The sequence below is a fragment of the Kineococcus arenarius subsp. arenarius genome (genome assembly GCF_050871845.1).
Lineage (GTDB): Bacteria > Actinomycetota > Actinomycetes > Actinomycetales > Kineococcaceae > Kineococcus.
Window position 1 is genome coordinate 1 of record NZ_JBJLSE010000033.1, and the last position, 26,589, is coordinate 26,589.

Sequence of the window (26,589 nt, forward strand, 5' to 3'; positions counted from 1 at the left end):
GGCCCCGCTCCCTCCCGGGAGCGGGGCCGTGCGCGTCGTGGGAGGGTCCCAGCGGCAGTGGACGTCGAGGAGAGGACGAGCGGTGCGCGTCGTGGTGAGCGGGGCCAGCGGCCTCATCGGCCGGCCCCTGGTGCGCCACCTGCGCGCGCAGGGGCACGAGGTGGTGACCCTGGTGCGCCGGGCGCCCGGCGGGCCGGGCGAGGTCCGGTGGGACCCCGCCGCCGGCGAGCTGGACCCCGCGCAGCTGGGCGCCGTCGACGCCGCGGTGAACCTCTCCGGCGCCGGTGTCGGCGACCACCGCTGGAGCAGCTCCTACAAGGAGCTCGTGCTGTCCTCGCGGGTGGACTCCACCCGCACGCTGGTGCGGGCGCTGCTGGCCCTGGACGCCCCGCCCCGGGTGCTGGTCAACGCCTCGGCCATCGGCGCCTACGGCGATGCCGGCGAGGCCGTGCTGACCGAGGACGCCCCGCGCGGCACCGGCTTCCTCGCCGAGGTCGTCGCCCGGTGGGAGGAGGAGACCCGCCCGGCCGCCGAGGCGGGCGTGCGCGTGGCGCTGGCCCGCACCGGTCTGGTCGCCGACCCCGCCGGCGGCGCCTTCGAGCAGCTGCTGACGCTGTTCCGGCTCGGGCTGGGCGGCCGCCTGGGCACCGGCCGGCACTGGTGGAGCCTCATCTCCACGCCCGACGAGGTCGCCGCCCTGGCCTTCCTGCTGGAACACCCGCTGGCCGGGCCGGTGAACCTGGCCTGCCCGGAACCGGCGCGCAACGCCGAGGTGACACGGGCGCTGGGTCGCGCGCTGCACCGCCCCGCCGTCCTGGCCGTCCCGCCACCGGCGCTGCGCCTCGTGCTCGGGGAGTTCGCCGGGGAGGTCCTGGCCAGCCAGCGGGTGGTCCCGCGAGCCCTGGTGGGCGCGGGGTTCCGCTTCCGCCACCCGGACGCGGCCGCCGTGACCTCCTGGCTGGCCGGCGCCACCGGCTGAGCGCAGCCGCGGCTCACCCCACCTCCTGCACCCGCCACTGCCCCTCGACGCGCACGAGCGTCAGCCGGGACGTCCGCGGCGCGGAGGCCGGCACGCTCGTGACCTCCGCCCCGGCGCCGAGGACCTCGTGCGCCTGGGTGACCACATCGGCCACGACGACCATCCGCCCCGGCGCCGCCTCCTCGACCACCACGCCGACGACGTCGAACCCGAGCCCCGACCACCGGGTGCCGCCGTCGCGCGCCTGCTGCAGCAGGGCGGTGTCGGAGCGCAGCGCCGCCGACCCGGGGGCGTCCACCGCCTCCAGCGCCGCGGTGTCCAGCTCGCGCAGCGCGTCGGCGCGCCGGGCCGCCAGCTCGCGCACGACGGCACCGGGGTCGCCCCCGCGCAGGACGCGAGCGCCGACCTCCTCGGCGCCCTCCTCGCCGGCCGGTGCGGCGGCGACGACCGGCCCGGCGAGGGTCTGCGCCGGGCCGGGGGCGCCGGGGACGACGACCTCCGCGGCGGGCACGGCGGGCGCGGCGGGCGCGGCAGGCGCGGCGGCACCGGCCGCGCCGGCGGCCGGGGTCCCCGGCCGCAGGACGAGCACGGCGCCCAGGGCGGCCGCGGTGCACAGCGCGGCCCCGGCTCCCAGCAGGAGCCGGCGGTGCGGCCGGCGCGCGGGCCGCACCGCGCGGGTGCCGCGCTCCCGCGCCCCGGTCTCCCGCGCCCCGGTCTTCCGCGCTCCGGTGGTGGCCGGCACCCCTGGGGCGGCCCCGCGCACGGGCCGGGTGACCGGTGCGGACGCGGCGGCGGGGCCGGTGGTCGCCGCCCCGGGGGCCGGCTCGCCCGCGGCCTCGACGGGCCGCCGCAGGGGGTCGCCGTCGCCCCAGGTGCGCACCGCCGCCCGCACCGGCCGCGGCTGGGCGCACCCGGCCGCCGCCTGCGCCAGCTCCCCGGGGGTCGGCCGGCGCGACGGCTTGCGCTGCAACCCGGTGCGCAGCACGCCGAGCAGCTCGGCGGAGGTGCCGGCGGGCAGCTGCGAGCCGGCGCGGCGGGCCGCGCGCCGGCTCGCGCCCGCGCCGCCGGCGGCGGGTGCCTGCCCGGTCAGCGCCCACCAGGCCACGGCGGCCAAGCCGTACACGTCCGCAGCGGCGTCGACGTCCCCGCCGCCCAGCACGGCGGGATCGGCGAAACCGGGGGTGCCGAGCACACTGCCGTGCCGGCGGCCCAGCACCCGCGCCAGGCCCAGGTCCGCCAGCAGCGGTTCCCCGCGGGCGTCGACCAGGACGTTGCCGGGGGCGAGGTCGCCGTGCACCACGCCGGCGGAGTGCAGCTCCTCCAGCGCGGGGCCCAGCACGTTCAGCAGCCCCACCACCTCGGCGGCGCCCAGCCGGCGCCGCTGGTGCAGCACCTGCGCGAGGCTCCCCCCGGGCGCCAGGTCCAGCACCAGGACGGGCCGGCCGGCGTCGTCGCGGGAGATGTCGTGCACCGCCACCACGCGCGGGTGCCGCACCCGGCGCAGCAGGGACAGCTCGTGCAGCAGCCCCTGGGCGGGGTCGGCGCCGTCCGGGCCGGTGCCGTCCGGGTCCACGCCCTCGTCGGCCGGTTGCAGGACCTTCAGCGCGCGCAGCACCCCGTCGGGTCCGGCACCGGCCCACACGACGGCCGAGCCGCCGGCTCCCAGCAGGTGCCGCACGTCGTAGCCGTCGACCCGCGGGGGCACCCTGCGGGGGTCCTGCCCCAGCGCGGCCAGCGCCGCCCGCCGCGCCTCGCGCACGGCGCCCGCGACACCGGCCCCGGCGCCACCGGCCACCTCGCCCGCCGGGGCGGCGTGCCGGCCGCGGCGCACGGTGCGCACACCCCCGACCGGCTCCCCCGAGGGGGTCAGCAGGGGGTGGCCGGGCAGGTCGCCGGGCAGGTCGCCGGGTGGGACGTCGTCGAGGGGCACGAGGACAGGGAACCGCAGAGCGCGGGATGGCCGCGCTCGTCATCCACAGCCTCGATACGCTCGGGGGGTGATCCCCAGCGCCACCTCCCCGGACCGGTCGGACCCCCTGCTCCCGGCGATCGCGTCGGGGAAGGCCTCGCCGTCGCCCGCCGTGCCCTCCCCGCAGCTGCCCCCCACCGCGGACGTCGTCGTCGTGGGTGCCGGGCTGGCGGGCCTGGCGTGCGCGAAGCACCTGAGCGCGGCGGGCGTGGAGGTGGCCGTGGTGGAGGCCTCCGACGGCGTCGGGGGCCGGGTGCGCTCCGACCTCGTCGACGGCTTCCGCGTCGACCGCGGCTTCCAGCTGGTCAACCCGGCCTACCCGGAGCTGCACAACGTGCTGGACGTCGCCGCCCTGGACCTGCAGCCGTTCGACGCGGGGGTCGCGGTGCACCGCGGCGGCCGGGTGTCCGCGGTCCGGGACCCGCGCCGGCACCCCGCGGGCGCCGTGGAGGCGCTGCGCTTCCCCTTCGGCGGGGTCAAGGACAAGGCCGCCGTGGCGCGCTGGGTGCTCAAGCTCACCGGCCCCGGCGACCTCAAGGACCCCGACTCCGGCTGGTGGCAGGCGCTGGACGAGGCGGGCGTGCACGGCGAGCTGCGGTGGTCGGTCGTCGAGCCGTTCCTGGCGGGCGTGCTCGGCGAGGTGGACGGCACGACCTCGCGCCGCTTCGTGGACCTGGTGGTGCGCAGCTTCCTGCGCGGCACGCCCGGTCTGCCGGCCGGTGGGGTCCAGGCGCTGCCGGACCAGCTCGCCGCCGCCCTGCCGGCGGGTTCCGTGGTGCTGGGCACCGAGGTGCGCCACCTCGGCCTGGCCCCGCGCTCGCTGGTCGCCGAGACCACCGCCGGCGGGGTGAACGCGCAGGCGATCGTCGTGGCCACCGAGGCCGGCGCGGCCGGGCACCTGGTGCCGGGCCTGCCCGTGCCGGAGGCGCACGCGCTGACGGCGTTCTGGTACGTCACGCCCTCCTCGCCGGCGCCGGCCTCGCGCGAGAAGCTGCTGCACCTGGACGGCGAGCGCGGCGGGCCGGTGGTCAACACCGCGGTGGTCTCCGCCGTCGCGCCGAGCTACGTGCCCGCCGGCGACCGTCGCGGGCTGGTCAGCGCCCTGGTGCTGGGCCGGGAGGCCTCCGCGGCCAGCGAGGCGCGGGTGCGCGCCCAGCTGGGCCGCGTCTACGGCGCGGACACCGCCGCGTGGGAGCTGATCGCCGTTCACGACCTCCCGCACGCCCTGCCCGCGCTGCCGCCGCCCTTCGACGGCCCGCGGCCCGTGGAGGTCGGCGACGGGATCTTCGTCACCGGCGACCACCGGGAGAACCCCTCGCAGCAGGGCGCGCTGGTGGCGGGCCGCCGCGCCGCCGACGCCGTCCTGACCCGGCTCGGGATGGGGCGCCGCCGTGCCGGCTGAGCGGCCCACGATCGTCGCCACCTCCGCGGGGTGGCGGCGGCGCGAGCGGGGCGGCCTGGACTGGGCGGGCACCGCGCTGGAGGCGGTGCGGCTGGCGCGGGTGCCGGCGACCCGCCGCCCGCGCCTGACCTACCTGGGCACCGCCGGGGGCGACCAGCGCACGTGGGCGGCGGAGGTGCACGCCGCCGGTGCCCGCGCCGGGTTCGACACCACGGTGCTGGACCTCTTCCCCATGCCGTCGGTGGAGGACCCGGCGCTGCACCTGCTCGACGCCGACGTGGTGTGGGTCGGCGGCGGGTCGGTGGCGAACCTGCTGGCAGTGTGGCGGGTGCACGGCCTGGACACCGCGTTCCGCGCAGCCTGGGAGGCGGGCGTGGTGCTGGGCGGGGTGAGCGCCGGGTCGATCTGCTGGTTCACCGGCGGCACGACCGACTCCTTCGGTCCGGAGCTGCGCGCGGTGACGAACGGGCTGGGACTGCTGCCGTACGGCAACGGGGTGCACTACGACTCCGAAGCGCGCCGGCGGCCGCTGGTGCACGCCCTGGTGGGCGGGGGCACCCTCGGCGAGACGCACTGCACCGACGACGGGGTGGGCCTGGTGTACGCGGGCACCGAGCTGGTCGAGGCGGTCGCCGAGGTCGACGGGAAGGGCGCGTACGTGGTGCGCCGCGAGGCCGGCGGCGAGGTCGTCGAGACCAGGCTGGAGCCGCGCCGGCTGCTCTCCTGAGCGCGCCAGCGCGGACGTACGCTGCGCGGGTGGCGACGACGACGGAGCGCACGGCGGGCGGGGCGGCGGGCGGTGCGGGCGTTCCGGTGGTGCGGAGGGTGCGCCTGGGCGAGGGCCTGGTGGACTACCGCGAGGCGTGGGAGCTGCAGCGCGCGCTGCACGCCGAGGTCGCCGCCGGCGGGCGCGGCGGCACGGTGCTGCTGCTGGAGCACGAGCCCGTGTACACCGCCGGCAAGCGGACGAACTCGTGGGAGCGCCCGGTGGACGGCACCCCCGTGGTGGACGTGGACCGCGGGGGGCGCATCACCTGGCACGGGCCGGGGCAGCTGGTGGGCTACCCCCTGGTGCGGCTGCGCTCCCCGATGGACGTCGTGGGGTACGTGCGCCGCGTGGAGCGGCTGCTCATCGACGTGGCGGCGCGCTTCGGCGTGGCGGCGTTCACGGTGCCCGGGCGCACCGGGGTGTGGGTGGCCACGGGCTCGCCCGCGGTACCCGGTGGGCGGTGCGAGGCGAAGGTCGCGGCGATCGGGGTGCGGGTGGCGCGCGGGGTGACGATGCACGGCTTCGCGCTGAACTGCGACACCGACCTGGCGGGTTTCACCACGATCGTGCCGTGCGGGCTGCCGGACGCCGGGGTGGCGAGCCTGTCGTCGGCGTCGGGCCGGCACGTGGGCGTGCTCGAGGCGGCCGCCGCGGTGGAGGAGCTGCTGCCGGCGGCGGGGCTGGCGGGCTGAGCCGACCCGCCCGGCCGCCGGCCGCGGCTCACAGCTGCGGGCGGACCTCCTGGGCGACCAGGTCCAGGTGCTCCAGGTCGGACAGGTCCATGACCTGCAGGTAGAAGCGGGTGATGCCCACCTCGGCGTAGCGGCCGATGGTCTCCACGACCTCGGCGGGCGTGCCGGCCAGGCCGTGCTCACGCAGCTCCGCGGGTTCGCGGCCGATGGCCTCGGCCCGGCGAACGACCTCAGCCTCGTCCCGGCCGCAGCACAGCACCAGCGCCGCGGAGAAGGTGATCTCGCCGGCGTCGCGCCCACGCGCCTCGCACGCCTCGCGCACGCGCTTCACGGCCGCGCGCGTGTCGTCCAGCTCGGCGAAGGGCAGGTTGAACTCGTCGGCGTGCTGCGCGGCCAGCGCCGGGGTGCGCCGCTTGCCGCCGCCGCCGACGATCAGGGGGATCTTCGCCTGGGCGGGCTTGGGCAGCGCGGGCGAGCCCTCGATCCGGTAGTGCTCGCCGGTGAAGTCGAACGTCTCGCCCACCGGGGTGCTCCACAGGCCCGTGATGATCTGGAGCTGCTCGGCGAAGCGGTCGAAGCGCTCCTTCAGCGGCGGGAACGGGATGCCGTAGGCGGCGTGCTCCTGCTCGTACCAGCCGGTGCCCAGGCCGAACTCGACGCGCCCGCCGGACATCTCGTCGACCTGGGCGACCTGGATCGCCAGCACGCCGGGGTGCCGGAACGTCGCGGAGGTGACCAGGGTGCCCAGGCGCACGCGGGAGGTGTCGCGGGCGAGCGCCGCCAGGGTGGTCCAGGCGTCGGTGGGGCCGGGCAGGCCGTCGCCGCCCATCGTCAGGTAGTGGTCGGAGCGGAAGAAGGCGTCGTAGCCGGCTTCCTCGGAGGCGACGGCGACGCGACGCAGGGTCTCGTAGCTGGCGCCTTGCTGGGGTTCGGTGAAGATGCGCAGGTCCACGCCACCGATCCTGCCCGGCGCGGCGCGGGTGCGCTCTGGCAGGGTCGTCCTCGTGACGACCGCCCCCGCCCCCCAGCCCCCCGTGCTGCCCACCACCGCCCGCTCGCTGGAGCACCTGCTCGCCACGGCGCAGGTCGAGCACCGGCTGCCCTCGGTGGTGGCCGGGGTCGTGCGCGGGGGGCAGCTGGTGTGGACGGGTGCGGCCGGCACCGCCGTGAGCGACGCTGCCGGCGGGTCCGCGCCGACCCTCGACACGCAGTACCGCATCGGCTCGATCACCAAGACGTTCGTGGCCGCCGGCGTGCTGCGCTGCGTGGAGGACGGCCTGGCGGGGCTGGACGACCCGTTGGGTGCGCACCTGCCGGAGCTGGGCACCGGCGGGGTCGGGGCGCTGACGGTGGGGCAGCTGCTGGGGCAGGCCTCGGGCCTGCAGGCGGAGACGGACGGGCCGTGGTGGGAGCGCACCCCCGGCGGGGACTGGCGCGAACTGCTGCCCCTGCTGGGACCGGGGGCGCTGCGGCACCGCGCCGGGGTCCGCTTCCACTACTCCAACCTCGGTTACGGCGTGCTGGGCGAACTGCTGGGGCGGCTGCGGGGTGCGACGTGGGACGAGGTGGTGGCGCAGCAGTTCCTCGGGCCGCTGGGCATGGACCGCACCGGCACCCGCCCGCAGGCGCCGGCGGCGCAGGGGTTCGCGGTGCACCCGTGGGCGGACGCGGTGCTGCCCGAGCCGGAGCACGACGCCGGGGCCATGGCCCCGGCCGGCCAGCTGTGGTCCACGGTGCCGGACCTGGCCCGCTGGGCGGGTGTGGTGGCGGACGGGGCGGGGGTCCTGCGCCGCGGGACGGCCGAGGCGATGCGGCAGCCGCAGGTCGTGGACGACGCGCGCGGGGCGGCGTGGGGCGCCGGGTACGGCCTGGGCCTGCAGCTGTGGAACGCCGACGGCCGGCGCTTCGCGGGGCACTCCGGGTCCATGCCGGGGTTCGTGGCGATGCTGCGGGTGGACGTGGAGACCTCCGACGCCGTGCTGGCGCTGACGAACTCCACGACGGGCTTCGGGGACCTGCCGGTGCGGCTGCTGGCGGCGTTCTCGCAGGCCGAGCCCGCGGCCCCGCGCCCGTGGCGGCCGCGGGCGGTGGACGCCGACGTCCTGGAGCTGGTCGGCCCCTGGTACTGGGGTCCGGCGCCGCTGCTGCTGCGCGCGGGGCCCGGCGGCACGCTGGAGCTGAGCGGGATGACGGGGCGGGCGCGCGCCTCGCGCTTCGAGCGGGACACCGCGACGGGCACCTGGCGCGGCCTGGACGACTACTACGCCGGTGAGGTGCTGCGGCCGGTGCGCGGTGCCGACGGCGCGGTGGTCCACCTGGACCTGGCGAGCTTCCGCCTGACCCGCACCCCCTACGACCCGGACGCCGACGTGCCCGGCGGTGTGGACCCGGCGGGCTGGCGCCCGTGACGCGCCGGGTCCCGACGTGACGGACGTCGCCCGCCGCCCCCGCGGCGGCGGCTCCGGACGGACGTAGGCTGGGCGCGTGACGATCGCACCCGAGGGACGGCGCATGCTGCGCGTCGAGGCGCGCAACGCCGAGACGCCGATCGAGCGCAAGCCGTCCTGGATCCGCACCAGGGCCCGCACCGGCCCGGAGTACACCGAGCTCAAGGGCCTGGTGAAGTCCGGCGGCCTGCACACGGTGTGCGAGGAGGCGGGCTGCCCCAACATCTACGAGTGCTGGGAGGACCGCGAGGCGACGTTCCTCATCGGTGGTTCGGAGTGCACGCGGCGCTGCGACTTCTGCCAGATCGACACCGGCAAGCCGTCGCCGCTGGACCGCGACGAACCGCGACGGGTGGCGGAGAGCATCCGCACGATGGGCCTGCGCTACGCCACGATCACGGGTGTCGCCCGCGACGACCTCGACGACGGCGGCGCCTGGCTGTACGCCGAGACGATCCGCCAGACCCACGCCCTCAACGGCGGCGAGGACGGGCACGGCACGGGCGTGGAGATCCTCGTGCCGGACTTCAACGGCCGCCCCGAGCTGCTGCAGCAGGTGTTCGACGCCGCTCCGGAGGTGTTCGCCCACAACGTCGAGACGGTGCCGCGCATCTTCAAGCGCATCCGCCCGGCGTTCCGCTACGAGCGTTCGCTGGACGTCATCACGCAGGGCCGCGACGCGGGCCTGGTGACGAAGTCCAACCTCATCCTCGGCATGGGTGAGACCGACGAGGAGGTCGTGGAGGCGCTGGCCGACCTGCGCGGTGCGGGCTGCGACATCATCACGATCACGCAGTACCTGCGGCCCAGCCCGCGCCACCACCCGGTGGAGCGCTGGGTGAAGCCGGAGCGGTTCGTGGAGTTCTCCGCCGAGGCGGAGCGGCTGGGGTTCGCCGGGGTGATGGCCGGTCCGCTGGTGCGTTCCTCCTACCGGGCGGGGCGGCTGTGGGCCCAGGCCATGCGCCGGCGCGGCGTGCCGATCCCGGAGCACCTGGCGCACCTGGACCGCGAGGTGCCGGCGGCGCAGGAGGCAGCCAGCCTGCTGGCCCGCTGACCCCTGGGCGCCCTCCTCCCCACCACCCGGCGCGTGCGCGGGGCGGTGGGGGGCCCTGCCCGCGAGCCGTATCCTTGGCCGCATGGCACGACGTGAGACGCCCGCGGGCGCGACCCCGGCACCGAAGCCGAAGAAGCAGCGGTGGAAGCGGCTCCGTCAGCTGAAGCAGGTCTACGACATGACGGTGCGGGCCGACCCCGCGACCAAGTGGTGGATGCTGCTGGCCGTCGGCGGGCCGATCCTCGTGGGCGTCGTGATCGGCCTGCTCACCGGCCACTGGATCTACTTCCCCCTGCTGGGGATCATGGTCGGTGTCCTGGCCGGCATGTTCCTGCTGGGCCGCCGCGCCGAGCGCGCCGCCTACGTGAGCCTGGAGGGCCAGAAGGGCGCCGCGGGGGCCGCCTTGAGCTCCATCCGGCGCGGCTGGACCGTGGACCAGGAGCCGGTGGCCGTGGAGCCGCGCAACCAGGACATGGTGTTCCGCGCCGTCGGCCGGGCCGGCATCGTCCTGGTGGGCGACGGCCCGCCCACCCGCGTGCGCAAGCTGCTGGAGGGCGAGCGCCGCAAGGTGGCGCGCGTGGCGCCCAACGTGCCGGTGCACCTCTTCACCGTGGGCGACGGCGGCGCTGAGGGCGAGGTCCCTCTGCGCAAGCTGGCCTCGCGCGTGCAGCGCCTGAAGCCGACGCTGACCAAGCAGGAGGTCGCGGCGGTCAGCAAGCGGCTGCGCGCCCTGGGCGGCGTGCGCGCCCCCGTGCCGCAGGGCGTGGACCCGCTGCGCGCCCGGCCCGACCGCCGGGCCATGCGCGGGCGCTGAGCCCGCCCCCCCGAGCGCACCCCCGGGCCGCCGGTCACCGTCGCACGACGACGGTGCCGGCGGCCTTGTCGTGCAGCCCGCGCCGGTCGGCGTCCCAGACCACCGCGGGGACCACCAGCGCCAGGAGCACCGCGCGCACCGCGCCGCGGGCGAAGCCGACGGGCACCGGGGCGTCGGTGCGGCGCACCGCCGTGCCGGCGAGGGCGTGGCCGATGGTCGTGCCGATCGTGGACACCAGCAGCCAGTGCATGACGACGAGGACCACCAGGGGCGCGAAGTCGCGCCCCAGGGCGTCGGCGAGGAAGGCGCGGCCGATGAGGGTGGCCACCACCCAGTCCACGGCCAGCCCGGCAGCGCGCCGCCCCCAGCCGGGCACGGAGCCGCGGCCGGTGGCGGGCAGGCCGAGGCGCACGCCGGGCACCTGCTCCCCGCCGCCGCCGCGTCGCGGGTCGTGCGCTGCGGTGCGGGGCCGGCTCTCGCTCACGGCGTCAGCCTAAGCGCCGCGCGGGCCGCCGCCGGGCGCGGCCGGGGCCCGACGGGCACAGGCCCGGGGGGACCACCCCTGTCGCGCCCGCGACCACCTCGGTAACGTGGCCGAAACACCGGCGCAACGGGGGCGAAACGACGCCCCCCTAGCGTCGGCGCGTCCACGGCGGCTCGAGCGCCGAGCCGGTTCCGCGCATGGAGGTTGGATGTTCAGCAACTCCGAAGAGGTCCTGAAGTACATCAAGGATGAGGACGTCAAGTTCGTCGACATCCGCTTCTGCGACCTGCCGGGCGTCATGCAGCACTTCAACGTGCCGGCCGCATCGGTGGACGCGGAAGCCCTGACCGAGGGCCAGATGTTCGACGGCTCCTCGATCCGCGGCTTCCAGGCGATCCACGAGTCGGACATGAAGCTGATCGCGGACCCGACCTCCGCCTTCATCGACCCGTTCCGGGCCGAGAAGACCCTGGTGATCAACCACTCGATCGTCGACCCGTTCACCGACGAGCCCTACAGCCGCGACCCGCGCAACATCGCGGCCAAGGCCGAGGCCCACTTGAAGTCGACGGGCATCGCCGACACCGTCTTCTTCGGCGCCGAGGCGGAGTTCTACATCTTCGACGACGTCCGGTTCGAGACGAACCAGCGCGAGTCGTACTACCACATCGACTCCGTCGAGGCGGCCTGGAACACCGGTCGTTCCGAGGAGGGTGGCAACCGCGGGTACAAGACCCGCTACAAGGGCGGCTACTTCCCCGTCCCGCCGGTCGACCACTTCGCCGACCTGCGCGACGAGATGTGCGTGGAGCTGGAGAAGGCCGGCCTGACCGTGGAGCGCTCGCACCACGAGGTCGGCACCGCCGGCCAGGCCGAGATCAACTACAAGTTCGACACGCTGAAGAACTCCGCCGACCAGGTGCTGCTCTTCAAGTACATCGTCAAGAACGTCGCGTGGCGCAACGGCCGCACGGTCACCTTCATGCCCAAGCCCCTCTTCGGCGACAACGGCTCGGGCATGCACTGCCACCAGTCGCTGTGGAAGGACGGCGAGCCGCTCTTCTACGACGAGAAGGGCTACGGCGGCCTGTCGGACCTGGCACGCTGGTACATCGGCGGCCTGCTGCACCACGCGCCGTCGCTGCTGGCGTTCACCAACCCGACGGTGAACTCGTACCACCGCCTGGTGCCCGGCTTCGAGGCGCCGGTGAACCTGGTCTACTCGGCGCGCAACCGCTCCGCCTGCATCCGCATCCCGATCACGGGCAACTCCCCCAAGGCCAAGCGCCTGGAGTTCCGTGTGCCGGACCCGTCGGCGAACCCGTACCTGGCGTTCTCGGCGCAGCTGATGGCCGGCCTGGACGGCATCAAGAACCGCATCGAGCCGGCCGCCCCGGTCGACAAGGACCTGTACGAGCTCCCGCCGGAGGAGCACGCCAACATCAAGACGGTCCCGTACTCGTTGCCCGACGTCCTCGACAAGCTCGAGGAGGACCATGAGTACCTCCTCGACGGCGGTGTGTTCACCTCCGACCTGATCGAGACGTGGATCGACTACAAGCGCACCAACGAGGTCGACCCGATCCGTCTGCGCCCGCACCCGCACGAGTTCGAGATGTACTTCGACATCTGAGCCTCGCGGCCTGATCGTCACCCGGGCCCGGCACCTGCACCGCAGGTGCCGGGCCCGCGGCGTCCCCCGGCCGGGCTCGCGCGGCACCCGCCCCTGCCCTACTGTCGGGCCCGTGGAACGCGTCGTCGTCATCGCCGACGTCGACGAGACCCGCGTGCTGCTGTCGGGCGAGGTGGACGCCACCCTGGGCGCGGAGCTGGCCACGGCCTGCTCGGCGGTGCTGGCGCGCGAGAAGCCGATCGTGGTGGACGTGCGCGAGGTCACGTTCATGGACTCCACCGGCGTGGGCTTCCTGGCTCGGCTGGCTTCGCGAACCGCGCGGCCGCCGGTGGCGCTGCTGAGCCCGCCGCCCGTGGTGCGCTTCCTCATCACCAAGACGCGCATCGGCTCGCTGCTGGACGTGCGCGAGGAGGAGCAGGACGCTCCGGGCTGACCCGCCCCGGGCTGACCCGCCCCGGGCCTGGTGCACCGCTGCCGCGGCGAGCAGAGTGGGCCCCGTGAGCGACGAGCAGATCCCGGCGCGCGACGCGGCCGCCACCTCCGACTGGTTCCTGCCCTCCCCCGACACCGTGGCCTCGGCGCTGGCCGGCCTGGCCCGCGCGCACGGCGCGAGCCTGAGCGTCTCGCTGGGCCCCGCGCACGTGCTCGCCACCTCCCCCGACCTGGCGCGGCGGGTGGCGCTCGTCTCCGGCGGCGGCTCCGGCCACGAACCGCTGCACACGGGGTTCGTGGGTCGCGGCGGCCTCGACGCCGCCGTGCCCGGCCAGGTCTTCGCCTCCCCGCACAACCGCCAGGTGCACGCCGCCGCGCGGGCCGCGGCGAAGCCCGGCGGGGTGCTGCTGGTGGTGAAGAACTACACCGGCGACGTCATCAACTTCGGCATCGCCGCCGAGCGGCTGCGCGCCGAGGGCGTCGAGGTCGACACCGTGCTCGTCGACGACGACCTCGCCACCGAGGTGGAGGGCTCGGCGACGGGCCGGCGCGGCACGGGCGCGACCGTGCTGGTGGAGAAGGTGCTCGGCGCGGCCGCGGACCGCGGCGCGTCGCTGGCGGAGCTGGCGAACCTGGGCCGGCGGGTGGTCGCGGCCTCGCGCAGCCTCGCGGTGGCCACCCGTGCGCACACCGTGCCCGGCGGGACGGGGCCCGCCTTCGAGCTGTCGCAGGGGGAGCTGGAGCACGGCGTGGGCATCCACGGCGAGCGCGCCGTCAGCACCGTCGAGCGCCGGCCGGCCGCGGAGGTCGTGGACCGGGTGGTCGATCAGCTGCTGGAGCACGTGCCCGCCGGTGAGGAGGGGGTCGCGGTGCTCGTCAACGGCCTGGGCGCGGCCACCGGCCTGGAGCTGCACGCCGTGCTGGACCGGGTCGTGAACCGCCTCGGGGAGCGGGGTGCGCCGGTGGCCGCCGCCTTCGCCGGCACGTACGTCGCGGCCCTGGACATGCGCGGCTTCTCGGTGACCCTGACGGCGCTGGCGCCGGGGTGGCTGGAGCTGCTGCGTGCGCCCACGGCGACGGCGCTGCCGGTGGCCGAGCCGGTGGGCGCGGCACCGACCGCTCCCGCGAGCGGGGATCCCGGGCGCCCCGGCGGCGGGGAGAACGCGTTCGTGTCGGGCCTGGACGCGCTGGTCGCCCGCCTGCACGGCGTCCTGACGCGCCTGGACCGGGTCGGCGGCGACGGCGACTTCGGCGACAACCTCGCCTCCGGGGTGCGCGCCGCCGCCCGCCGGGGCCCCGGCGAGGGCGTGGTGGCGGGCCTGCGCGCCGCGGAGTCCGCGTTCCTGGACGACGTGGGCGGTTCCAGCGGCCCGCTGTTCGGCCTGGTCCTGCAGCAGGTGCGCACGGCGTTCGAGGCCGGCGAACCGGGCGCGGACGCGCTGCGCGAGGGGTTGCGGGAGGCGGCGGGTGCGGTGACCCGCGTCGGCGGCGCGCAGCCCGGGGATCGCACGGTGCTCGACGCCCTCGTGGCGGGCGCCGGGGCGGGCGGTGCGCTCGCGGACGTGGTGCGCGCCGCCGCCGACGGTGCGGAGGCCACCGCGGCCATGACCCCCCGCCGGGGCCGGGCCAGCTACGTCGGCGAGCGCGCCGTCGGCACTCCGGACGCCGGTGCGGTCGGCGTGGCGCTGGTGCTGGCGGCGCTCGCCGACGCCGTGGAGCCGGCGGGTGACCTGGCCGGCGAGCTGGCGGGGCGCTGGGGCTGAAGCCCTCGCCCGGGCCCCGCCCGGGTGCCGCCCGGCCCGGCGGCTAGGTTGGCGGCGACGCGAGCGGTGCGGGCGACGGGGAGGCGGGGCAGCGGTGACGCAGACGGTGGACACGCACGGGCAGGTGCTGAGGCTGGGGTACAAGGCGTCGGCAGAGCAGTTCGACCCCGGGCAGCTGGCGGACTTCGCCGTGCAGGCCGAGGAGTCCGGCTTGGACTCGGTGTGGATCTCCGACCACTTCCAGCCCTGGCGGCACGTGGACGGTCACGCCCCGGCGGCGCTGACCTGGCTGCCGTGGGTGGCGGCGAGGACCTCGCGGGTGCAGCTGGGCACCAGCGTGCTGACCCCCACGCTGCGCTACAACCCCGCCGTGATCGCCCAGGCGTTCGCCACCCTGGGCTGCCTGGCCCCGGGCCGGGTGATCCTCGGCATCGGCACCGGCGAGGCCCTGAACGAGACCGCGGTGGGCGTGCACTTCCCCGAGGCGAAGGAGCGGTTCGCGCGCCTGCGCGAGGCGGTGCGCCTGATCAAGGCGCTGTGGAGCGACGAGCGCGTCACCTTCGAGGGCGAGTTCTACCGCCTGCACGACGCCACCGTGTACGACCGGCCCAGCTCCCCGGTGCCGATCTACGTCGCCGGTGGCGGGCCCGGGGTGACCAAGTACGCCGGCCGGGCCGGCGACGGCTACATCTGCACCTCCGGCAAGGGCATGGACCTGTACCGAGAGACGCTCCTGCCCGCCCTGGAGGAGGGCCTGGCCGCCGCGGGGCGCGAGGCCGCCTCGATCGACCGCACCATCGAGATCAAGCTGTCCTTCGACGAGGACCCGGCCCGGGCGCTGGAGAACACCCGCTTCTGGGCACCGCTGTCGCTGACGCCGGAGCAGAAGGCGAGCGTGCACGACCCGGTGGAGATGGCGCGCCTGGCCGACCAGCTGCCGATCGAGCAGGTCGCCAAGCGCTGGATCGTGGCCTCCGACCCCGCGCAGGTGGCGCAGGCGGTGCAGGAGTACGTCGACGCCGGTTTCACCCACCTGGTCTTCCACGCCCCCGGCCACGACCAGTCGCGGTTCCTGAGCCAGTTCGCCGCGGACGTGGTGCCGCTGCTGCGCGCCGGCTGATCGGGCCGCGCGCCGGTGGGCGCGGCCCCCGGTGCCCGCTGCGGGCACCGGGGGCCGCCCACCGGATCCGGGTCCGTCAGACCCGGCCCTCGTTGTGCGGCTCGATGCTCGCCGAGGGGTCCACGCCCTCGTCGGCCGCCGGCTGCACCCGGCCCTCGCCGGGCTGGGAGCCGGTGCCGGCCGCGGTGTTGCGCGACGAGCGCTCGGGGTCGTCCACGTCGGTGGCCGTGGGTGCCTGGCCGACGCGCTTGGCGGCCTCGCCGGTGCCGACGTCCTCGAGCTCGATGTCCTGGTCGGGGTCCTGGCTCACGTCGTTCCTCTCCTGTCGGTTCCGCCGGTCGCCGCGGGGAGCGGCGTCGCCGGTCCCCTACCCCGCCCCGGCGAGGATCATGCGGCGCGGGCTCAACGCCCGTAGAAGACGCGTTCGACCACCGCGCGGCAGCGGCGGGTGGTGCGCAGGTACAGCTCCTCGAACTCCCCCGCCGACCCGGGCTCGAACCCGAACAGCCGGGCGACGCCGTCGAGGTCGCGCACGTGGGTGGGCAGCGAGTCCCCGGGCTTGCCGCGCCACAGCGCCACGGCGTTGCGGGCGCGCGAGGCCAGCGTCCAGGCGCCGACGAGGACCTCGGCGTCCTCGGCGTCCAGCACCCCGCAGCGCACCGCCCCGTGCAGGGCGCCGACGGTGGAGGTGGTGCGCAGCGCCTCGTGCTCACCGGCGTGGCGCAGCTGCAGCAGCTGGGCGGTCCACTCCACGTCGGCGGTGCCGCCGCGGCCGAGCTTGAGGTGGCGCAGCGGGTCCGCCCCGCGCGGCAGCCGCTCGGCCTCCACCCGCGCCTTGATGCGGCGCACCTCGCGCACGTCGGCCTCGGCGAGCCCCTCCGCGGGCCAGCGCAGCGGGTCCACCAGCTCCAGGAACGCCTCGCCGAGGTCGGCGTCGCCGGCCACGGGCCGCGCCCGCAGCAGCGCCTGCGCCTCCCAGGGCTGCGACCAGCGCTCGTAGTAGGCGCGGTAGCTGGACAGCGAGCGCACCAGCGGCCCGCTGCGCCCCTCCGGGCGCAGGTCGGCGTCCACCTCCAGCGCCGGCTCGGGCCCGGGCGAGCCGAGCTGGCGGCGCAGTTCGGCGACGACCTCGGTGGCCGCCCGCTGGGCCTCGGTCTCCGCCGCGCCGGGCAGCGGGTCGTGCACGAAGAGGACGTCCGCGTCGCTGCCGTAGCCGGTCTCGGCACCGCCCAGGCGGCCCATGCCCACCACGAGCAGCCGGGTGGGCAGGGTGCTGCCGCTGCGCCGCTCGACCTCCCGGGCGCTGACGCGCAGAGCGACGTCCAGGACGGCCTGGTCCGCGTCGGCCAGGGCCCGGCCCACCCCGGCGAGGTCGCGCGCACCCACGAGGTCGGCCACGACGGTGCGGAACAACTCGCGGCGGCGCACGCCGCGCACGGCCAGCACCGCCGTGGACGGTTCGGCGCGCCGGGCGGCGGCCGCGGCGGCGTCGGCGATCACCTCCGAGACGTCGTAGGGCGCCAGCCGGTCGTCGTCGGCGAACACCGCGACCGCCTCGGGGCTGCGCAGCAGCAGCTCGGCGGGCATCCGCGCCGCGGACAGCACCGAGGCCAGGCGCTCGGCGGCCGCACCGGAGTCGCGCAGCATCGTCAGGTACCACTGGCTGCCGGCCAGGGCCTCGGAGACCCGGCGGTAGGTCAGCAACCCGGCGTCGGGGTCGGCGCCGTCGGCGAACCAGCCGAGCAGGACGGGCAGCAGCGTGCGCTGGATGCTGGCGCGGCGGCTGACGCCGGAGGTCAGGGCCTCCAGGTGCCGCAGCGCCCCGGCGGGGTCGCGGTAGCCCAGTGCGGCGAGGCGTGCGCGCGCCGCCTCGGGGCTGAGCTGGGCGTCCAGGCGCGCGTCGGCGGCCGACAGCCTCGCCACCGCCGACAGCAGCGGGCGGTAGAAGAGCTTCTCGTGCAGCCGGCGCACGTCGCGGCGGGTGCCGCGCCAGACGTCGTCGAGCGCGGCCACGGGGTCGCCGCGCAGGCCCATCGAACGGCCCAGGCGGCGCAGGTCGGCCTCCGCGGTGGGCAGCACGTGGGTGCGGCGCAGGCGGTGCAGCTGGACGCGGTGCTCCAGCGAGCGCAGCAGCCGGTAGTCGCGGTCCAGCTCCCCGGCGTCGTGGCGGCCGACGTAGCCGTAGGCGGCGAGGGCGTCCAGGGCCTCCAGCGTGTTGGCGCTGGTGCGCAGCCGCTCGTCGGTGCGCCCGTGGACCATCTGCAGCAGCTGGATGGAGAACTCCACGTCGCGCAGCCCGCCGCTGCCGAGCTTGAGCTGGCGCTCGGCGTCCTTGGAGGGGATGAGGGACTCCACCCGGCGGCGCATCGCCTGGACGTCCTCGACGAAGCCCTCGCGCTCCCCCGCGCTCCACACCATGGGGGCGATGCCGCGCACGTACTCCTGCCCCAGGGCGGGATCCCCGGCGAGGGGGCGTGCCTTCAGCAGCGCCTGGAACTCCCACGTCTTCGCCCAGCGGCGGTAGTACTCCAGGTGGCTGGCCAGGGTGCGCACCAGGGGGCCCTGCTTGCCCTCCGGGCGCAGCCCGGCGTCGACCTCCCACAGCGACCCCTCGGCGGTGGGTGCGGAGCAGATGCGCTGCAGCGTGGCGGCCAGCTTGGTGCCGGTGCGCAGCGCCTCGGCCTCCTCGGCGCCGTCGGCGGGCTCGACGACGTGCACGACGTCCACGTCGGAGAGGTAGTTCAGCTCGCGGCCACCGGCCTTGCCCATGCCGATGACGGCCAGGCGGCACTCCGCACCGCCGCCGGGCAGCTCGGCGCGGGCCAGCGCCAGGGCGGTCTCCAGCGCGGCGGCGGCCAGGTCGGCCAGCTCGGCGGCGGTCTCGTGCAGCACGGCGGTGGGGTCGGGCGCGGACAGGTCGCGCCCGGCCAGGCCGAGCAGCCGGCGGCGGTAGGCCACCCGCAGCGCGCCGGCGCCGGGTTCGCCCGCCGAGGCGTCGGCGGCGACCGGCACCGGTGCGGCGGGGTCGGCGCCGACCGCGCGCAGCAGCTCGGCGCGCAGCTCACCGGCTCCGGGCGCGACGCCGGAGGACAGCACCGTCCAGTGGCCGGGGTGGCGCACGAGGTGGTCGCCCAGCGCCACCGAGCCGCCCAGCACCGCCAGCAGCCGCGCCCGGGTGCCGGCGGCACCGGGGTCGTCACCGCGGCGCAGCACCTCGAGCGCGGCCCGCGCCCCGGCGGCGGGGTCCGCGGGGGGCGACGCGGCCAGGGCCTCGGCCCACCGCACGAGCCCCAGCAGCGCCTGGTCGGGGTCGGCGGTGCGGCCCAGGGCGCGCACCAGCGCGGCGGTGGCCTCGTCCGTCAGCGGCTCGTCGCCGCCACCGGCGCGCACCACGTCGGCCAACGCGGGGTCGCGCAGCAGCTGCAGGCCGCGGGCGGGGTCGGCGAACCCCGCCCGGGCCAGCTGCGCGGTGGCGCTGGAACGGCGGCCCGGCCCGGTGCTCACAGCAGCGGGAGGTAGCGCTGCAGCTCGAAGGGCGTGACCTGCGCGCGGTAGTCGGCCCACTCGGCGCGCTTGTTGCGCAGGAAGAAGTCGAAGACGCCCTCGCCGAGCACCTCGGGGACCAGTTCGGAGCGCTCCATGACGGAGACGGCGTGCTCCAGGCTCTGGGGCAGCGGCTCGATGCCCATGGCGCGGCGCTCGGCGTCGGTGAGCGCCCACACGTCGTCCTCGGCGCCGTCGGGCAGCTCGTAGCCCTCCTCGATGCCCTTCAGCCCCGCGCTGAGCAGCAGCGCGAAGGCGAGGTAGGGGTTGCAGGCGGAGTCCAGTGCGCGGTACTCCACCCGCACGGACTGGGCCTTGCTGGGCTTGTACATCGGCACCCGCACCAGCGCGGAGCGGTTGTTGTGGCCCCAGCTGACGAAGCTGGGGGCCTCCCCGCCCCCCCACAGGCGCTTGTAGGAGTTGACGAACTGGTTGGTCACGGCGGTGATCTCCGCGGCGTGGCGCAGGAGGCCGGCGATGAACTGCCGGCCGGTGCGCGAGAGCTGGTACTCGGCGCCGGCCTCGTAGAACGCGTTGGCGTCGCCGTCGAAGAGCGAGAGGTGGGTGTGCATGCCGGAGCCGGGCTGGTTCTCCAGGGGCTTGGGCATGAAGCTGGCGTACAGCCCCATCTCCCCGGCGACCTCCTTCAGCACGGTGCGGAACGTCATGACGTTGTCCGCGGTCGTCAGGGCGTCGGCGTAGCGCAGGTCGATCTCGTTCTGCCCGGGGCCGCCCTCGTGGTGGCTGAACTCCACCGAGATGCCCATGCTCTCCAGCACCGAGATCGCCTCGCGGCGGAAGTCCGTCGTGGTGCCGCCGGGGTGGTTGTCGAAGTACCCGACGTAGTCCACCGGCTCGGGCACGGCACCGCGCTGCAGGGGCCCCTTGAAGAGGTAGAACTCGATCTCGGGGTGCGTGTAGAAGGTGTAGCCGTGCTGGGCGGCGCGGTCCAGGGCGCGCTTGAGCACGTTGCGGGGGTCGGAGCGGGCCGGCTGCCCGTCGGGCGTGAGGATGTCGCAGAAGATGCGCGCGGTGCCCTGGTGGTCGTCGCTGGTGCGCCAGGGCAGCACCTGGAAGGTCGACGGCTCCGGCTGCAGGAGCATGTCGGACTCCGACACCCGCGAGAGGCCCTCGATGGCGGAGCCGTCGAAGCCGATGCCCTCGCCGAAGGCGCCCTCGAGCTCGGCCGGGGCGATGGCCACCGACTTCAGCGTCCCGATGACGTCGGTGAACCAGAGCCGGACGAAGCGGATGTCCCGCTCCTCCAGCGTGCGCAGCACGAACTCCTGCTGGCGGTCCATGGCCACCCTTCCCGTCGTCGCTCACCGGGGCACCGGCGGTCGTCGGCGCCCTGCGGCGACATCCTCCCCCATGCCCGCGCCGGCACCCCGGAGCCCCCGCCCGGCGGGTGGTCGCGGGGTCCGTGACGGCGCTCACTAGGGTGAGCGGCATGCCTCAGCTGCGGGTGGCCATGGCGCAGGTCGACACGACCGTCGGCGACCTCGACGGGAACGTGCGCTCGGTGCGGGAGTGGGCGCGGCGCGCCGCGGAGGACGGCGCGCACCTGGCGCTGTTCCCCGAGACGGCCGTGACGGGGTACCCGGTGGAGGACCTGGCGCTGCGCCGCTCCTTCGTGGACGCCTCCAAGCGGGCGCTGGGGCGGCTGGCCGCGGAGCTGGCCGACGACGGCAACGGCGAGCTGGTCGTGGTCGTCGGCTACGTGGACCGCACGCCCGAGCCGGAGTCGGGCCTGACCCCGCCGGGCGGCCCCACCGGCCGGCGCGACCTGCCGCAGAACTGCGCCGCGGTCCTGCACCGCGGGCGCGTCGTGGCCCGGTGCGCCAAGCACCACCTGCCCAACTACGGCGTCTTCGACGAGTACCGCATCTTCGTGCCCGGCGAGGACCTGCTGGTGGCGCGGGTGCGCGGGGTGGACGTGGCCGTGGCGATCTGCGAGGACCTGTGGCAGGACGGCGGGCCGGTGCAGAAGGCGGGCGACGCCGGGGCGGGCCTGCTGGCGGTGCTCAACGCCTCCCCGTACGAGCGCAACAAGGACGACGTGCGCCTGGAGCTGGTGGAGCGGCGCGCGGCGGAGGCCGGCTGCCCCATCGCCTACGTCAACGCCGTCGGCGGGCAGGACGAGCTCGTCTTCGACGGCGACTCCCTCGTGGTGGACGCCGGCGGGCGGGTGCTGGCGCGCGGGCCGCAGTTCACCGAGGCGCTCGTCGTGGCCGACCTGGACCTGCCGGCGGCGGACACGTCCCCGGACTGGGTGGGCGGCGTGCGCAGGGTGACGGTCAGCGACTACCCGGTGCCCGCGTACGAGCCGCGCGAGGCGGTGCACCACGAGCCGCTGCCGGACGTCGCCGACGTGCACGCCGCGCTCGTGCTGGGCCTGCGCGACTACGTGCGCAAGAACGGGTTCCGCTCGGTGATCGTCGCGGTGTCCGGCGGCATCGACTCCGCGCTGGTGGCCTCGCTGGCGTGCGACGCGATCGGTGCGGAGAACGTCGTGGGGATCTCGCTGCCCTCGGGGTACTCCTCGCAGCACTCCCGCGACGACGCCGAGGAGCTGGCGCGCCGCTGCGGGTTCGAGTACCGCCAGTACCCCATCGCGCCGATGGTCGAGGCGTTCCTGGGCACGGTGCCGCTGACGGGCGTGGCCGAGGAGAACCTGCAGGCGCGGGTGCGCGGCACCACCCTGATGGGCCTGGCCAACCAGGAGGGCCACCTGGCGCTGGCCACCAGCAACAAGAGCGAGCTGGCCGTGGGGTACTCCACGCTGTACGGCGACTCCGTGGGCGGGTACGCACCGCTGAAGGACGTGCCCAAGACGCTGGTGTGGGAGCTGTCGCGCTGGCGCAACGCGCAGACCGCCGAGCGCGGTGAGCAGCCGCCGATCCCGGAGAGCACCATCACCAAGCCGCCGTCGGCGGAGCTGCGCCCGGACCAGACCGACCAGGACTCCCTGCCGCCGTACGAGGTGCTGGACGCGATCCTGGAGGACTACGTCGAGGGCGACCGCGGCCGCGCGGAGATGCTGGCGGAGGGCTTCGACGCCGCGGTCGTCGACTCCGTGGTGACGCTGGTGGACCGCGCGGAGTGGAAGCGCCGGCAGTTCGCGCCGGGCCCGAAGATCTCCTACAAGGCGTTCGGCCGCGACCGCCGCCTGCCAATCTCCAGCCGCTGGCGCGAACCGTCCGCGGGCCCGCAGCTGGCGCCCCCGGTGGTGCCCGGCGACGCCGCCCGGCAGGCGCTGCCGTGAGCTACGCGAGCGAGGAGCCCGCACCGCGCCGGCGCACCCGGGTGCACCACCTCGCGGCGATGAAGGAGCGCGGCGAGCGCTGGGCGATGCTCACCAGCTACGACGCGCTGACCGCCGCCGTCTTCGACGAGGCGGGCGTCCCGGCGCTGCTGGTGGGCGACTCCGCGGCCAACACGGTCCTGGGGATGCCCAGCACCCTGGGCGTGACGCTGGAGGACCTGCTGCCGATGGTGCGCGCGGTGGTGCGCGGCGCCCCGCACGCGCTGGTCGTGGCGGACCTGCCGTTCGGCACGTACGAGGCCTCCGACGAGCAGGCGCTGGCCTCGGGCGTGCGGCTGATGAAGGAGGGCGGCGCGCACGCGGTGAAGCTGGAGGGCGGGGTGCGCAGCGCCTCGCGGGTGCGCGCGCTGGTGGACGCGGGGATCCCCGTCATGGGGCACGTGGGGTTCACCCCGCAGGCCGAGCACGCCCTGGGGGGCTACCGGGTGCAGGGCCGCGGGGAGGCCGCCGACGCGGTGGTGGCCGACGCGCGCGCCGTCGCGGAGGCGGGGGCGTTCTCGGTGGTGCTGGAGATGGTGCCGGCGGACGTGGCCGAGCAGGTGACGCGCACCCTGGCGATCCCCACCGTCGGCATCGGCGCGGGCGCCGGCTGCGACGCGCAGGTGCTGGTGTGGCAGGACTTCGCGGGGCTGTCCGAGCGCACCGCGCGGTTCGTCAAGCGGTACGCGGACCTGCGCGGTGCGCTCGGCGAGGCGGCGCGCGCCTACGCCGAGGACGTGCGCGCGGGAACGTTCCCGGGGCCCGAGCACTCGTTCTGAGCCGGCCGCGCCGGGCGAGGGGTCCCGCGCACCGCCGCCAGGAGCCAGCGGGCCGTCTCCTCCCCCGCCGCCGCCCCGGTCGCGTCCAGCAGCCGGACCCCCGGGTGCTCCCAGCCGGCGCGCAGCAGTTCCCCGTGGCCCGGGCGCACCGCGGCCCGGGCGGCCACGAGCAGGTCGGCGTCCAGCAGCGAGTCGCCCGCGGCGACGAAACCGGTGAACCCGCCGCGGCGGGCCACCTCGGCCACCGCGGCGGACTTCGTCAGCGGCCGCGGCACCGCGTACAGCTTGCGGCCCTGCAGGGACACCGCGTACCCCCAGCCGTCCAGCAGGACGGTCAGCTCTCCGAGGAGCGAACCCTCCAGCACCGGGCGCTGACCGTCGCGCAGCACCGCGTAGCAGAACAGCCCGGGCACGTCCCGCACGGCCGGTTCGGCCGAGCCCGGCACCGCGTCGCGCGCCCGGCCCACGGCCCGGGCGACCTCGGCGTGCACGCGCTCCAGCGGCGCGCAGCCGCCGAGGGTCCGGCGCACCTGCGCCGTCCACGCCTCGTCCGGTGCACCGTCGGCGAGCAGGACGCCGCCGTTGGCGCACACCGCCAGGCGCGGGGGCCGCTGCGGCCAGCGGATGCGCAGGTACTGCTCCGGGGTGCGGGTGGTCACGGGCACGAAGGCCCCCGAGGCCACCAGCTCCCCCAGCACCTCCCACGCCCCGGGCGTCACCCAGGAGATCGTGCGGCCCTCGTACTCCTCCACCGGCACCAGGCCGGCGACGTCCGCGCCGGCCGAGCGCTCGGAGAACACCAGCGTCTGGTCCAGGTCGCTGGCCGCCAGCACACCGCTGCCGGCGCCGTCCCCGCTCACGACGCCACCTGCGCCACGCGCCCGTCCGCACCGGTGGCACCGCGCGTGTACCTCGGGTGGATCAGGCCGACGGCGCTGTACGCCAGTCCCGGCACCTCCTGCACCGGGACGCCGCGCTGGTCGGCCAGCAGCCGCAGGTGCGCCAGGTCGCCGGGGTGCTCCAGCTCCGCGTCCGGGCGCACCAGCACCCGCCACGGCACCCGCCGCAGCAGCACCCGCGTGGTCTCCCCCACACCGGGTTTGACGAGGTTCACGTCCCCGATGCCGAACTCCTCGGAGATCCGCTCCACCTGCGCCCAGCCGGCGAAGGTGGGTTCGCGCTCCCCCGCCCGCACGGCCTCCACGGCGGCGGGGACCTCACCGGCCACGTCGTCGAAGAACCCGGACACCACGTCCAGGAAGCGGTTCGAGACGTCCGCGCCGGCCAGGTCGGCGTAGAACTTCGCGCCGTGGAAGCGGCCCGGCCCGATGAGGCGGTCGTTCAGGACGGTGCGGCTGACCAGGCCGGAGACGGTGGAGTTCAGGCACGCCGACGGCACCAGGTAGTCCTCGCGGCTGCCGAAGGTGCGCACGCACGAGCCGGGGTCCGCCAGCACCGCCAGGTCGTCGCGGAAGCCGCCCACCCCGCAGGCCGTCAGCGCCGCCGACAGCTCCCGGGCGATGGCGCCCTTGCCGGTCCAGGCGTCGAGGAACACCACGCGCGCCGGGTCGTGGTGCGCCGCCAGCCAGCGCAGCGCCAGGGCGTCGATGCCGCGACCGCGCACGATGGAGACCGCGTAGTGCGGCCAGTCCAGGCCGTCGCGGGCCGCCCAGCGGCGCAGCAGCACCCCCACCGGCGTGCCGGCGCGCGCCAGCGACGCCACCACGAGGTCCTCGCCGCGCTCGGCGCGCAGCAGCCCGGCGACCACGCCGACGCCCAGGGCCACGCGGCGCGCCGTGCGCTGCAGGGCGGCCTCGAACAGCGCCCCGTACTCGGCGCTGGGCACGTACTCCACCGGCAGGGACTCGGCGTAGTGGGCGCCGCCGGACTGCACGGCCTCCTCGCGCTCCTCGGCGGGCGCCTCCAGCGCCACCCCCGACAGGTCGGTGAGCAGCCAGGCGACCTCGTCGGGCGCGTAGCTGGAGAAGGCGGGGCCCCGCAGCGGCTCGGGCAGGGCGGTGCTCACGGGTGCGGGCTCCAGACGTCGGCGGGCAGGGTGACCAGGTGCAGGCGCTCGGCCAGCGGCGCCAGGGCGGCCAGGGCGCCGTCGGGGGCGTGCAGGGCGGCGGGGTCGGAGGCGGAGTCCACGACGAGCACCAGCGCACCCCAGGGCGGTTCGCCGCGCACGGTGCGGTCGGCGTTGTGGGCGTAGCGCACACCGGGGCCGTCCACGGCCGGGTCGTGGCTGCGGAAGGCCACGGAGGAGAGCACGGCGTAGCCCTCGGCGTCCACGGCCAGGACCGGGGAGCGGGTGGTGGAGGAGAACCGGACGGTCCCGGTCAGCCGCTGGGCGAGCTGCCCGGCCAGCAGCAGCGGGGCGTGCATGAGCTCCTCGCTGGCCAGCACCAGCACGTCCCCGGCGCCCGCGAGCTCCGCGGTCGCGGGGCCGGCGAGGTCGGCGGCGGCCGCGGCGGCCGCGTGCCGCGGCGCGGTGCCGAAGCGCGCCGTGGTGGGCACCCGCGCCGGCCAGCCCACGGGCAGCGGCGCCGCGGCCGGCGCCGGGCGCTCGCGCGGGTCGGGGGCTGCCGCGGCCGCGACGAGCCGCGCCCCGCGGGCCAGCACGTCCGGCGGCAGCCGCACGCCGCCGGCGGCCAGGGCGACCGCGTCGACGCGCGCACCCAGCTCGGCGGCCAGCGCGTCCAGCCGCTCGTGGTCCGCGCCGGAGCGCACGTCCACCAGGGAGGCCACGACGTAGCGCTCGCGCGGCGTGCGGGCGTGCAGCGCCCGCAGCGTGTTGGCGACGGTGCGGCCGGTGGACAGCTCGTCGTCGACGAGCACCAGCGGCGAGGCCGGGTCCGCCAGGCGGGCCAGCACCTCCGGCTCGGCGGGCAGCAGCTGGTGGCCGGTGGCGTGGGAGTGCTCCTCCTCGAAACCGGCGTAGCCGCCGGCGCCGGGGACCGCGCGCCGGGTGGAGTGCAGGCAGGCTGCCCCCAGGGCCTCGGCGACCGCCTGGCTCAGCCCGGTGGCGGTCTCGGCGTACCCGACGACGAGGGCACCGGCCACCGGTGCACCGGTGGCCACCGCGGCGTCCAGGACCTGCCGGGCCGCCGGGCCGTCCCCGGCCAGGGCCGCTCGCCAGGCGGCGGCGGGTGGGCCCTGCCGGGCGGGGGCGCCCAGCGCCGTCGCGGCCAGCGCCCCCAGCCGCAGCCCCGCCGCCCGCACCAGACGGGGGTCGGTGGGCACGTGCTTGCCCAGCACCGCGGAGACCAGCAGGTGCGCGCGGCGGGGGTTGCGCCGCAGCGCGAGCCCCAGCAGGTCGCGCACGTGCAGCCCGTCCGCGCCGGGCGGGCCGTCCAGCCGGACGTCCAGCCGGTCCTCGACCCACGAGCCGGCCCACGCGTCCAG

20 protein-coding genes and 1 pseudogene are annotated in these 26,589 nt (G+C 76.6%); 13 read left to right on the forward strand and 8 right to left on the reverse strand.

Annotation, left to right across the window (positions count from 1 at the left end; all coding sequences use genetic code 11):
- Nucleotides 1-82: 82 nt before the first annotated feature.
- Nucleotides 83-979 carry a TIGR01777 family oxidoreductase gene (locus ACRYM0_RS10110; protein WP_432504646.1) on the forward strand — a complete coding sequence of 299 codons (897 nt, stop codon included), beginning with the start codon at nucleotides 83-85 and terminating at the stop codon, nucleotides 977-979.
- Between the two features lie 13 nt (nucleotides 980-992).
- Here ACRYM0_RS10110 and ACRYM0_RS10115 read toward each other — a convergent pair whose 3' ends face one another.
- On the reverse strand, nucleotides 993-2,909 hold the full coding sequence (locus ACRYM0_RS10115; RefSeq protein WP_432504648.1) for a serine/threonine-protein kinase: 1,917 nt from the start codon (nucleotides 2,907-2,909) through the stop codon (nucleotides 993-995).
- 67 nt (nucleotides 2,910-2,976) lie between these two features.
- Between ACRYM0_RS10115 and ACRYM0_RS10120 the strand changes: the two genes are divergently transcribed.
- From ACRYM0_RS10120 to lipB, 3 genes are all read left to right on the forward strand, one after another.
- The gene (locus ACRYM0_RS10120) at nucleotides 2,977-4,350 is read left to right on the forward strand and encodes an NAD(P)/FAD-dependent oxidoreductase (protein ID WP_432504650.1); all 1,374 of its coding nucleotides are present in this window, start codon (nucleotides 2,977-2,979) and stop codon (nucleotides 4,348-4,350) included.
- Nucleotides 4,340-5,077, forward strand: a complete 738-nt coding sequence (locus tag ACRYM0_RS10125; RefSeq protein WP_432504652.1) for a Type 1 glutamine amidotransferase-like domain-containing protein — start codon at nucleotides 4,340-4,342, stop codon at nucleotides 5,075-5,077. The genes ACRYM0_RS10120 and ACRYM0_RS10125 overlap by 11 nt, the downstream gene beginning before the upstream one ends.
- 86 nt (nucleotides 5,078-5,163) lie before the next feature.
- Nucleotides 5,164-5,811 (forward strand): lipoyl(octanoyl) transferase LipB, encoded by a 648-nt coding sequence (gene lipB / locus ACRYM0_RS10130; protein ID WP_432504713.1) that lies wholly within the window; start codon nucleotides 5,164-5,166, stop codon nucleotides 5,809-5,811.
- A gap of 28 nt (nucleotides 5,812-5,839) precedes the next feature.
- On the opposite strand, the gene ACRYM0_RS10135 is transcribed toward lipB, so the two are convergent.
- Entirely contained in the window at nucleotides 5,840-6,763 is a 924-nt protein-coding gene (locus ACRYM0_RS10135; protein WP_432504654.1) for an LLM class F420-dependent oxidoreductase, read from the reverse strand.
- A gap of 52 nt (nucleotides 6,764-6,815) precedes the next feature.
- On the opposite strand from ACRYM0_RS10135, the gene ACRYM0_RS10140 reads away from it, so the two are divergent.
- The 3 genes from ACRYM0_RS10140 to ACRYM0_RS10150 all read left to right on the forward strand — a co-directional run bounded on the left by ACRYM0_RS10140 (nucleotide 6,816) and on the right by ACRYM0_RS10150 (nucleotide 10,126).
- Nucleotides 6,816-8,219, forward strand: coding sequence for a serine hydrolase domain-containing protein (locus tag ACRYM0_RS10140; protein WP_432504655.1), 1,404 nt, complete (start codon nucleotides 6,816-6,818; stop codon nucleotides 8,217-8,219).
- A gap of 76 nt (nucleotides 8,220-8,295) precedes the next feature.
- The gene (gene lipA, locus ACRYM0_RS10145) at nucleotides 8,296-9,312 is read left to right on the forward strand and encodes a lipoyl synthase (protein ID WP_432504657.1); all 1,017 of its coding nucleotides are present in this window, start codon (nucleotides 8,296-8,298) and stop codon (nucleotides 9,310-9,312) included.
- 82 nt (nucleotides 9,313-9,394) lie between these two features.
- Nucleotides 9,395-10,126: a DUF4191 domain-containing protein gene (locus tag ACRYM0_RS10150; protein WP_432504659.1), complete on the forward strand. Its 732-nt coding sequence runs from the start codon at nucleotides 9,395-9,397 to the stop codon at nucleotides 10,124-10,126.
- A 34-nt stretch (nucleotides 10,127-10,160) separates the two neighbouring features.
- Here the strand turns inward: ACRYM0_RS10150 and ACRYM0_RS10155 are convergent, their stop codons facing one another.
- Nucleotides 10,161-10,610 (reverse strand): RDD family protein, encoded by a 450-nt coding sequence (locus ACRYM0_RS10155; RefSeq protein ID WP_432504661.1) that lies wholly within the window; start codon nucleotides 10,608-10,610, stop codon nucleotides 10,161-10,163.
- 208 nt (nucleotides 10,611-10,818) lie between these two features.
- On the opposite strand from ACRYM0_RS10155, the gene glnA reads away from it, so the two are divergent.
- The 4 genes from glnA (at nucleotide 10,819) to fgd (ending at nucleotide 15,558) form a co-directional block, all read left to right on the forward strand.
- On the forward strand, nucleotides 10,819-12,243 hold the full coding sequence (gene glnA, locus ACRYM0_RS10160) for a type I glutamate--ammonia ligase (protein ID WP_432504663.1): 1,425 nt from the start codon (nucleotides 10,819-10,821) through the stop codon (nucleotides 12,241-12,243).
- Nucleotides 12,244-12,355: 112 nt separating this feature from the next.
- Entirely contained in the window at nucleotides 12,356-12,676 is a 321-nt protein-coding gene (locus ACRYM0_RS10165; protein WP_432504665.1) for an STAS domain-containing protein, read from the forward strand.
- 64 nt (nucleotides 12,677-12,740) lie between these two features.
- Nucleotides 12,741-14,438, forward strand: a complete 1,698-nt coding sequence (locus ACRYM0_RS10170) for a dihydroxyacetone kinase subunit DhaK (RefSeq protein ID WP_432504667.1) — start codon at nucleotides 12,741-12,743, stop codon at nucleotides 14,436-14,438.
- A gap of 124 nt (nucleotides 14,439-14,562) precedes the next feature.
- A complete protein-coding gene (gene fgd / locus ACRYM0_RS10175; RefSeq protein ID WP_432504714.1) occupies nucleotides 14,563-15,558 on the forward strand; it encodes a glucose-6-phosphate dehydrogenase (coenzyme-F420) in 996 nt (331 codons plus the stop codon).
- 76 nt (nucleotides 15,559-15,634) lie between these two features.
- On the opposite strand, the gene ACRYM0_RS10180 is transcribed toward fgd, so the two are convergent.
- The 3 genes from ACRYM0_RS10180 to ACRYM0_RS10190 form a co-directional block, all read right to left on the reverse strand.
- On the reverse strand, nucleotides 15,635-15,868 hold the full coding sequence (locus ACRYM0_RS10180; protein ID WP_432504669.1) for a hypothetical protein: 234 nt from the start codon (nucleotides 15,866-15,868) through the stop codon (nucleotides 15,635-15,637).
- Nucleotides 15,869-15,960: 92 nt separating this feature from the next.
- Entirely contained in the window at nucleotides 15,961-19,062 is a 3,102-nt protein-coding gene (locus tag ACRYM0_RS10185) for a bifunctional [glutamine synthetase] adenylyltransferase/[glutamine synthetase]-adenylyl-L-tyrosine phosphorylase (RefSeq protein ID WP_432504672.1), read from the reverse strand.
- Entirely contained in the window at nucleotides 19,059-20,402 is a 1,344-nt protein-coding gene (locus ACRYM0_RS10190; protein WP_432504675.1) for a glutamine synthetase family protein, read from the reverse strand. The genes ACRYM0_RS10185 and ACRYM0_RS10190 overlap by 4 nt, the downstream gene beginning before the upstream one ends.
- A gap of 149 nt (nucleotides 20,403-20,551) precedes the next feature.
- On the opposite strand from ACRYM0_RS10190, the gene ACRYM0_RS10195 reads away from it, so the two are divergent.
- The gene (locus ACRYM0_RS10195) at nucleotides 20,552-22,366 is read left to right on the forward strand and encodes an NAD+ synthase (protein ID WP_432504677.1); all 1,815 of its coding nucleotides are present in this window, start codon (nucleotides 20,552-20,554) and stop codon (nucleotides 22,364-22,366) included.
- The gene (gene panB / locus ACRYM0_RS10200) at nucleotides 22,363-23,184 is read left to right on the forward strand and encodes a 3-methyl-2-oxobutanoate hydroxymethyltransferase (protein WP_432504679.1); all 822 of its coding nucleotides are present in this window, start codon (nucleotides 22,363-22,365) and stop codon (nucleotides 23,182-23,184) included. The genes ACRYM0_RS10195 and panB overlap by 4 nt, the downstream gene beginning before the upstream one ends.
- On the opposite strand, the gene ACRYM0_RS10205 is transcribed toward panB, so the two are convergent.
- Together ACRYM0_RS10205 and ACRYM0_RS10210 are read right to left on the reverse strand one after the other, a co-directional pair.
- On the reverse strand, nucleotides 23,130-24,044 hold the full coding sequence (locus tag ACRYM0_RS10205; protein ID WP_432504681.1) for an HAD family hydrolase: 915 nt from the start codon (nucleotides 24,042-24,044) through the stop codon (nucleotides 23,130-23,132). The two genes, panB and ACRYM0_RS10205, sit on opposite strands and share 55 nt — an antisense overlap.
- A pseudogene (locus ACRYM0_RS10210) lies at nucleotides 24,041-26,589 on the reverse strand (phosphoribosyltransferase domain-containing protein). The gene ACRYM0_RS10205 and the pseudogene ACRYM0_RS10210 overlap by 4 nt, the downstream one beginning before the upstream one ends.